Annotated in this window: 9 protein-coding genes; 6 read left to right on the top strand and 3 right to left on the bottom strand. The window is 63.4% G+C overall.

Annotated features, from left to right (window positions below):
• Positions 1 to 267 precede the first annotated feature (267 nt).
• Positions 268 to 1,707 carry a DUF5129 domain-containing protein gene (locus MHY23_RS09830; RefSeq protein WP_239307394.1) on the bottom strand — a complete coding sequence of 480 codons (1,440 nt, stop codon included), beginning with the start codon at positions 1,705 to 1,707 and terminating at the stop codon, positions 268 to 270.
• A 104-nt stretch (positions 1,708 to 1,811) separates the two neighbouring features.
• Between MHY23_RS09830 and MHY23_RS09825 the strand changes: the two genes are divergently transcribed.
• The 4 genes from MHY23_RS09825 to MHY23_RS09810 all read left to right on the top strand — a co-directional run bounded on the left by MHY23_RS09825 (position 1,812) and on the right by MHY23_RS09810 (position 3,945).
• On the top strand, positions 1,812 to 2,261 hold the full coding sequence (locus MHY23_RS09825; RefSeq protein WP_239307393.1) for a hypothetical protein: 450 nt from the start codon (positions 1,812 to 1,814) through the stop codon (positions 2,259 to 2,261).
• A gap of 156 nt (positions 2,262 to 2,417) precedes the next feature.
• Positions 2,418 to 2,774, top strand: coding sequence for a hypothetical protein (locus MHY23_RS09820; protein WP_239307392.1), 357 nt, complete (start codon positions 2,418 to 2,420; stop codon positions 2,772 to 2,774).
• 144 nt (positions 2,775 to 2,918) lie between these two features.
• Positions 2,919 to 3,335 carry a hypothetical protein gene (locus MHY23_RS09815; protein ID WP_239307391.1) on the top strand — a complete coding sequence of 139 codons (417 nt, stop codon included), beginning with the start codon at positions 2,919 to 2,921 and terminating at the stop codon, positions 3,333 to 3,335.
• Positions 3,336 to 3,507: 172 nt separating this feature from the next.
• The gene (locus MHY23_RS09810; protein ID WP_239307390.1) at positions 3,508 to 3,945 is read left to right on the top strand and encodes a hypothetical protein; all 438 of its coding nucleotides are present in this window, start codon (positions 3,508 to 3,510) and stop codon (positions 3,943 to 3,945) included.
• Between the two features lie 63 nt (positions 3,946 to 4,008).
• Here the strand turns inward: MHY23_RS09810 and MHY23_RS09805 are convergent, their stop codons facing one another.
• Together MHY23_RS09805 and MHY23_RS09800 are read right to left on the bottom strand one after the other, a co-directional pair.
• Positions 4,009 to 4,716: a hypothetical protein gene (locus MHY23_RS09805; protein ID WP_239307389.1), complete on the bottom strand. Its 708-nt coding sequence runs from the start codon at positions 4,714 to 4,716 to the stop codon at positions 4,009 to 4,011.
• A gap of 285 nt (positions 4,717 to 5,001) precedes the next feature.
• On the bottom strand, positions 5,002 to 6,231 hold the full coding sequence (locus MHY23_RS09800) for a dicarboxylate/amino acid:cation symporter (RefSeq protein WP_239307388.1): 1,230 nt from the start codon (positions 6,229 to 6,231) through the stop codon (positions 5,002 to 5,004).
• An 87-nt stretch (positions 6,232 to 6,318) separates the two neighbouring features.
• Here MHY23_RS09800 and MHY23_RS09795 point away from each other — a divergent pair, with 87 nt between their 5' ends.
• Entirely contained in the window at positions 6,319 to 6,768 is a 450-nt protein-coding gene (locus tag MHY23_RS09795) for an SdpI family protein (protein WP_239307387.1), read from the top strand.
• A gap of 6 nt (positions 6,769 to 6,774) precedes the next feature.
• On the top strand, positions 6,775 to 6,984 hold the full coding sequence (locus MHY23_RS09790; protein WP_239307386.1) for a winged helix-turn-helix domain-containing protein: 210 nt from the start codon (positions 6,775 to 6,777) through the stop codon (positions 6,982 to 6,984).
• Positions 6,985 to 7,042 lie beyond the last annotated feature (58 nt).

Below are 7,042 nucleotides of genomic sequence, written 5' to 3'. Positions count from 1 at the left end.
CGACCAGCCCTCTACGACAACGCTATCGACACCGACTACACCCACTCAATCGGCATCCAAAAAGGCCAAATCTAACCCCCACGACACGCCGAGCCAGACACACTTTTTGTCGTTTAACCCTTTTTAAGCGGACACCCGCACAAAGGAGTGGCCCGCCACCTCGTGTTCTTAGGTGGCGGGCCGCGCTTCGAATTTCTCCGTGTCTAAGTATAAACACGGATTGATTAAAGGAAAGTTTAAATTCAAAAAGTGTGTTAAATCACACCTTTAGAAGCTGGAGCTGCCACCCCCGGCGCTGAATCCCGAGGAAGACACGGAGCTGCTGCTCGAGGATGCCGCCTGATCCGCCTTCACGTTGGACTCGTGCCAGGCTTGCATGTGCACGTACGGGACGTACCCGCCGTACCAGAACCCGGATTCGTAGACCGCCGGCGCGGTGAGCTTCTCGCGCTCCTTGACGTCGCTGAACTGCTTCTTCCTCACCTGGTCCAGGATCACGCGGTAATCGCCGAGCACGCGCACGAAGTCGTCCACGTAGGTGGGGGAGGAGGGGTTGGCGTCCAGCGCCTCGATGCGCTGCATGAGCAGGTCCAGCTCCTGGCGCAGCCCGCTATCTTTCACCTCGCTGCGGGCGCGAAGCACGTCCTCGCGGATTGTGCTCAGGTCCGCCCGGCGCGTGGCCGGATCGCCGTGCTCGACACCGAATAGGCGGTCGATGTTGTCCTCGGCGTTGGAGACGTGGTCCACGGACTCGGCGGCGTCCGCAAGCTGCTTGCGGTGCTTGTACACGTCCTTGTCGTCGTCCATGTTGATCGAGCTCAGCCCCTGCGCGCCGTGCACCAGCTCGTTCATGCCCAGGAAGCGGTCGCGCACTTCAGCCCACTGGCGGCGCAGCGTCTCGTCCGCGAACGCCGAGGACAGCGAGTTCGCCCGCACGTCCACCTCGTCCAGGCGGCCCGCGAGGCGGGTGTACTCGTGGGTGACAAGCTCGTAGTCCTCGCGGGCTTTCGCAATTGCCTTACGACGATTGCTCCGCACCGTCACCACACCCGCACCAACCGCGGTGGCAGCGCCGAACCCGCCCATGCCGGCGCCGACGATCGCTCCGCCTCGGTCATTTTTCGCGTCGTTGAACTTCCGGTCCGAAAGCCCGTCCGCGTCCATGGCCAAGTTCGCCGTGCGGAACAGGCCGGAGGGAATGTTGCCTTCCTCCACGCCGGGTTTCATGGCATCCAGCAGGGATTCGCGATACGAGTCGTCGTCAAGCATCAGCTCGTGCGTGACATCGTCGCCGCCGTAGATGAACGCCTGGCGCGGATCTAGTCCGACGCCCACGATGAGCACGCCGTCGGCGGGGCGGCCGTTTTCGCCCTTGGACTGGTCGATCAGCTCGGGGTACTGCGAGCGCAGCAGCTCCTCAACGTCGTCAAGGATGTTCTCGTGGTTGGTTTTGAACACCATGTAGTGGAAATCCGTGACCACGTCGGCCGCGTTGATGTTGGCGGTGTCGCGCTGGAGGCGCTGCTCGTCTTCGGGGGTGAGGACGTCCTGTGGGTCGTCGATAGTCGCGCTCGGCGCCCCCGCAGCCTGGACGGTGTACTGATCGCGCTCCGGGGCGTCGATGGCGTTGTAGACGGCACCCGCACCACCAAGGCCCACAAGTGCGGCAACGCCGAAGATAGCGGCAATCTCTTTCATCATTCCCATGTGTTCAGGGTAACCCCGTGTAACGCGATGTGGCGGGTTGACGATGTCTTATCTACACGTGTCAGAACCACTGGCAGGTACCCGATTTACTTAAGGAGATTGCCATGAAGCGCATCGCCACCGCTGCCGTCGCAGCAACCCTGTCCCTGTCCGCACTGTCCGCTCCGGCCTTCGCAGCCGACGCCGACACCACCCCGGCCAAGGAGAACCAGGGCAGCTCCGCCCAGGCTGAAGGCGACCAGGCTGGTGAGAAGGTCGGCTCCTCCGAGGTGTACCAGAAGTGCAAGGAGGAGAAGAAGGCCGAGTCCGAGAAGGGCAAGGCGGCCACCGGCAAGGACGGCGACAAGGCTGAGCCGGGCAAGGAGAAAGGCTCCACCAACGCCACCGGTGAGTGCATCCAGCAGCTCATCGACAACCCGGACACCAAGCCCGGCATCCTGGGCCTGCTGATCGGCGTTCCGGTTGCCCTCGTCGCTCTGCTCGGTGCGGCAGCGGCGTTCTCCGGCGCTATCCCGGGCTTCTCCCTCCCGTCCCTGCCGGGCCTGCCGATGTAATTCGGCTCGCCTGAGCTTTCGCCGGCCCGTTCCCATCGTGGGGCGGGCCGTTTGTCATATCTCGGTTTGGACACGTTTTGCTGAGTTGCGCTGCGACAGTTTGTAGTCACGTGTTCTCCTTGCAGGAGGTAACCCAACCAACACAAGGAGGACACTATGAAGCGCGTCACCACCGCTGCTCTCGCAGCAACCCTGTCCCTGTCTGTCCTGGCCTCGCCGGCACATGCGGCGGAGGACGAGAAGACGTCGTCTGAGGTCTACCAGCACTGCCGTGGTCTGGTGGGCTCCGCGAATGAGAAGGAGAAGGAAGAACTGCGACAGAACGGCGGCTCCTCCAATCCGGACGCCGTGTGCATCAAGAGCATGCTCAACAGCCCGAACTACCGCGGCGGTGTCATCGCTGTCTTGGTCGGTGTCCCGCTCGCCCTTGTGGCGCTACTTGGCGCAGCAGCCGCGGCTTCAGGCATGGTCCCGGGCGTTTCCCTCCCGAATATGCCAAAGCTGCCGGTATAGGAGCTCTTGTGTCTGTCCCGTCCCTGCTGGGGTGGTGCCACATTTTGTCTCATTTTGAAAACGATTCGCTGAATCGGTTGAAAGCGTCTTTTAGACACGTGTTAACTCTTTGACAGGTAACCAAACCTACACAAGGAGAACACTATGAAGCGCATCACTTCCGCTGCCCTCGCAGCAACCATGTCCGTGTCCGTCCTCGCTGCACCGGCATTCGCCGCTGAAGGCGACTCTGACGGTGGATCTTCCAAGGCGTACCAGGAATGCATTGAAGCTCAGAAGAAGATCCAGAAGGATATCGACAACGCTCCGACCGAAAAGGAAAAGGAGCTGCGCCGGAAAGCGGTCGACAAAACCTACGAGGAGCTTGGAGTCGGCAGCTCCACCGATTCCGGCGTCTGCATCAAGAGCCTGACCCACGAGGACAGCAAGTACCGCTCCTCCGCCCTGGGCGTCCTGATCGGCGTGCCGCTCGCCCTCGTTGCTCTGCTCGGTGCGGCAGCGGCGTTCTCCGGCTCTATCCCAGGCGTTTCCCTCCCGGCGATCCCGGGCCTGCCGATGTAACTCAATCACCCAATAACCCGGTTCCTGCAGCGCAGGGACCGGGTTATTGTTCTGCTACGAAGCAGTACGTCAGTTCCCCCTCCGCTCACAAGCGTTTCGCAGACAGGCTCCGTAGAAAGTTTGTGATCCGGGCGAGACACCCCGGGATGAATCCGACACGAGAAGGAGAATTATGTCTGCAAACACTCGTATTGCCGCATCGGCTACCGCACTCGTGCTGGCTGCCGCCGGCCTCACCGCCTGCAACGACAGCGACGGTGACACGGACACCACCGGCGTGAACCCGTCCGGTGCCGTGTCCTCCGAGGACCCGGTGTCCGGCGGCTCTTCCTCCGCGGGCGGCTCCTCCGCGGGTGGCTCGGTGTCTGACGGTTCCGCGGGCGGCTCCATGTCCGGCGGCTCCTCGGCAGGCGGCTCCTCCGCCGGTGGCTCCTCCGCCGGTGGCTCCATGTCCGGCGGTTCGTCCGTTGGCGGCTCCGGCGACACCGGCCTAGGCGGCGCCGAGATGACCGATTCGCCGCTCGGCGGCGCCGAGGTCTCCGACTCCCCGTTGGGCGGGGCAGAGGCTCCGGAGCAGGTTGATCCGCTGAGCCCGCAGATGACGCCGTAAGCGCACCACGAGAAAGGCACCGGCACGGAGTATCCCTTCCTCCGCGCCGGTGCTTTTTCGTATCTAGAACGGCTCCTGCACCGCGCGGGTGATCACCACGGCGTCGGCGTCGATGCGCTCGCGCAATTGCCTATCGACGTCCTCCGGCCCATCCGACGTCAACAACCACCCCGCCCACGCCTCCTTGCCGGGGGAGAAGTACCCGTCGCCCTTGCCGATGATGTTCAGCGTGGCATCGCGAAGCCACAGGGGACCGACCAGCCCCGCGTGCTCCGTGCCCTCGAGCGGGGCCACGTATGGCTGGTAGGCGACGGCATTGAGGTCGGCCACGGTGTCGTCGAAAAGCTTCTGCGCAAGCAGCATGTGCTCGGGTGAGCCGAGGTAGACGATGGTGGTGAGCGACAGGGTGCCGTGCGGCTCGTCGCGGAGTGTGAGGTCGGTCAGGCCGCCGAGGCTGGCGGGGAGGTGTGTCGGCGCGTCGTGGTCCTCGAAGAAGAACTTTTCGATGGCGTTATCGCGGTTGGTGGTGGCGAAGTCCACGAGCGCGTTGAGCTCGTACAGCTGCATCTGCTCCGGGGCGGGCAGGTTATCGTAGGCCGCCTGGCAGCGCAGGTCCCAGAGTGTGAATTCGTCCTCGATGGGGTGCGGGCGAGGGGAGACCGCCGAGATGACAGCACCACTCGTTTCGATGCGCTCCCGGTAGAGCTCGTACGCCTCCTCGAGGTCGCTCTCGTGGGCCACGAAGTGGGTGGTGACGATCTCGAAGGGCATGCGCAAGAGGGTAGTCGATTGCGCTGGGCGCGGGGTGGTCCGGGAGCCGGCGATGTTTCACGTGAAACCTATTGGGCCTCACTTTCTACAGTGACGCCGTCTCTTTTTACAGTGAGAACCCATTTTTCCCTCTCTTTTTACAGTGACGCCCTCTGTTTTTACAGTGACGCCGTCTCTTTTTACAGTGAGGACCCTCCCAATACAGTGACAGCCCATAGTTTCACGTGAAACACGGGCAGAAGAAAACCGCCCCGGAGGGCGGTTCAGCGCGGCAGCAGGGGACTGCTACACGGCGGTGGAGCCGGTGGCGGCGACCGAAGGCTCGTCGATAGGCGACTGCTTGTGCAGCTTGCCCGACGCGAACTTGTTCACGATCAGCGCGACCGCGCCGTCGCCCGTGACGTTGGCGGCGGTGCCGAAGGAATCGACGACGATGTAGGACGCGATCATGAGCGAGAGCATCGACTCGTCGAAGCCGAGGTTGGACTGCAGCAGGCCCGCGGCCGCCATGATGGCGCCGCCCGGCACACCCGGGGCCGCGATCATCATGATGCCCAGCAGGAGGATGAAGCCGAAGATCTGACCGCCCGAGATGTCCAGGCTGGCCATGTAGACGATGGACAGGGCGTAGAGCATGATCTTCATCATCGAGCCGGACAGCTGGATCGTCGCGCACAGCGGGACCACGAAGCCGGCGACGTCCTCGTCAACGTTGTTCTTCAGCGTGGACTCGTAGGTGACCGGGATGGTCGCCGCGGACGACGAGGTGCCCAGCGCGGTGAAGTACGCCGGCAGCATGTTCTTCAGCGCCTTGAACGGGTTCACGCCCGCGACCGCGCCGGCCACGAGGTACTGCAACAGAACGACGACCAAAGTCATGACCACGGACAGCAGCAGCACCACACCCATGGCGGCCATGGTGTCGCCGAAGTTCTCGTTCATGCCCAGGCCCAGGAAGGTGCCGAAGATGTACAGCGGAAGCAGCGGGATCACGAAGGTGACCACGACCTTGAGCACGACGTCGTTGAGCTCCTCCAGCACGTTGTAGAGGTTGTCGGACTTCACCGCGGTCATGGCCAGGCCCACCACGAACGCGAGCAGCAGCGAGGACATAATCGCCAGCGGCGGCGGCATCTCCACGGTGAAGTAGGGGGTCAGGCCGCCCTCGTCGGGGTCAGCCACGTTGGTGATCAGGTCCTTGCCCGACAACAGCTTCGGGTACAGCGCGCTACCGGTGCCCCAGGCGATCAGGCCGGAGATGACGGTGGAACCGAACGCCACGCCCGCGGTGATGCCCAGCCACTTGCCGGCGCCGCGGCCCAGACCCGCGATGGCGGGCGCGATAAGCGAGAAGATCAGCACCGGCACGAAGAAGCCGAGGAAGTTGGAGAACAGGCCGTTGAAGGTGATAAAGACACGAGCAAGCCAGTCCGGGAAGAACAGGCTGCACAGGAACCCGAGAAAGATGGCGACAACTACCCAGAAGAGTAGCGACCCTAAGAGCTTACTTTTCATGTGTCCAGAGTAGCCGGTAATTATACAGCACACTGCATTTTGTTGCCCTTTTCCTTCGTGTCTGCCCACGCCGTATGCTTGGAAGCCATGAGCCCGTTTGAAAATATGAGCACTCTCAACGTCGTTGTCGGCATCATCTTCATCCTGCTGACCCTGCTTCTGCTCATCCCCGGCGCGCTCGCCGCCGGAGGCAAGCTGCCGGGCAACAAGTGGTTCGGCCTCCACGTCCCGGCGGTGCGCAAAGACCGCGCGATCTGGGACCAGGCGCACAAGGTCGCTGGCCCGTTTTGGGTGCTGGCGGGCGTGGCGCTGGCGTTCGGCGCCGCGTTTTCCTTCATCGCGTCCGGCTGGATGTGGCTGCTGCCGGCGGTGGCGCTGGTGGCGGCCGTCGTCGCGGCGTCGCTCGGCGGCAACTTCGGCGCGCGTGCGGCCGCGGCCGTGGAGCAGGCGCGGGAGCAGCAGGCGGAGGAGCCCAAGCCCGCGGTGAACATTGATGCTTTACGACGAGCCGCCGGCCACGCCGACGACCAGAAGTAGGTGCCCATGACTTGGCAAGAAGCGATCCTGGATGTGTTGCGCGAGGCGGGGGAGCCGATGGCGTACAAAGACATCGCCGCCGAGATCGTCCGCCGCGCCCTGGTGGACGCCCCGCACACGAACCCGGAGGTTGCCACCCACGCCGCGATTACCGGGCTGAAGGTGGACGGCCTCGTCGCCGCCGCCCCGCGCGGACGGTACCAACTCCCTGAATAAAAATCCCTGCGGAATTTCGGTTCCGCTATAGTTGTCCCTTGTGACGTACACGACTTCT

The organism is Corynebacterium sp. ACRQP, from assembly GCF_022345915.1.
In the GTDB taxonomy this organism is placed as follows: Bacteria; Actinomycetota; Actinomycetes; order Mycobacteriales; family Mycobacteriaceae; genus Corynebacterium; species Corynebacterium lehmanniae.
Note: the sequence above shows the minus strand (reverse complement) of the source record. Positions and strands in the feature narration are given on the sequence as shown.

What these genes read in the sequence shown, in the direction of transcription:
- MHY23_RS09830 (WP_239307394.1), bottom strand. Translation starts at nt 1,707, where the DNA reads ATGGGAATGATGAAAGAGATTGCCGCTATCTTCGGCGTTGCCGCACTT.
- MHY23_RS09825 (WP_239307393.1), top strand. Translation starts at nt 1,812, where the DNA reads ATGAAGCGCATCGCCACCGCTGCCGTCGCAGCAACCCTGTCCCTGTCC.
- MHY23_RS09820 (WP_239307392.1), top strand. Translation starts at nt 2,418, where the DNA reads ATGAAGCGCGTCACCACCGCTGCTCTCGCAGCAACCCTGTCCCTGTCT.
- MHY23_RS09815 (WP_239307391.1), top strand. Translation starts at nt 2,919, where the DNA reads ATGAAGCGCATCACTTCCGCTGCCCTCGCAGCAACCATGTCCGTGTCC.
- MHY23_RS09810 (WP_239307390.1), top strand. Translation starts at nt 3,508, where the DNA reads ATGTCTGCAAACACTCGTATTGCCGCATCGGCTACCGCACTCGTGCTG.
- MHY23_RS09805 (WP_239307389.1), bottom strand. Translation starts at nt 4,716, where the DNA reads ATGCCCTTCGAGATCGTCACCACCCACTTCGTGGCCCACGAGAGCGAC.
- MHY23_RS09800 (WP_239307388.1), bottom strand. Translation starts at nt 6,231, where the DNA reads ATGAAAAGTAAGCTCTTAGGGTCGCTACTCTTCTGGGTAGTTGTCGCC.
- MHY23_RS09795 (WP_239307387.1), top strand. Translation starts at nt 6,319, where the DNA reads ATGAGCCCGTTTGAAAATATGAGCACTCTCAACGTCGTTGTCGGCATC.
- MHY23_RS09790 (WP_239307386.1), top strand. Translation starts at nt 6,775, where the DNA reads ATGACTTGGCAAGAAGCGATCCTGGATGTGTTGCGCGAGGCGGGGGAG.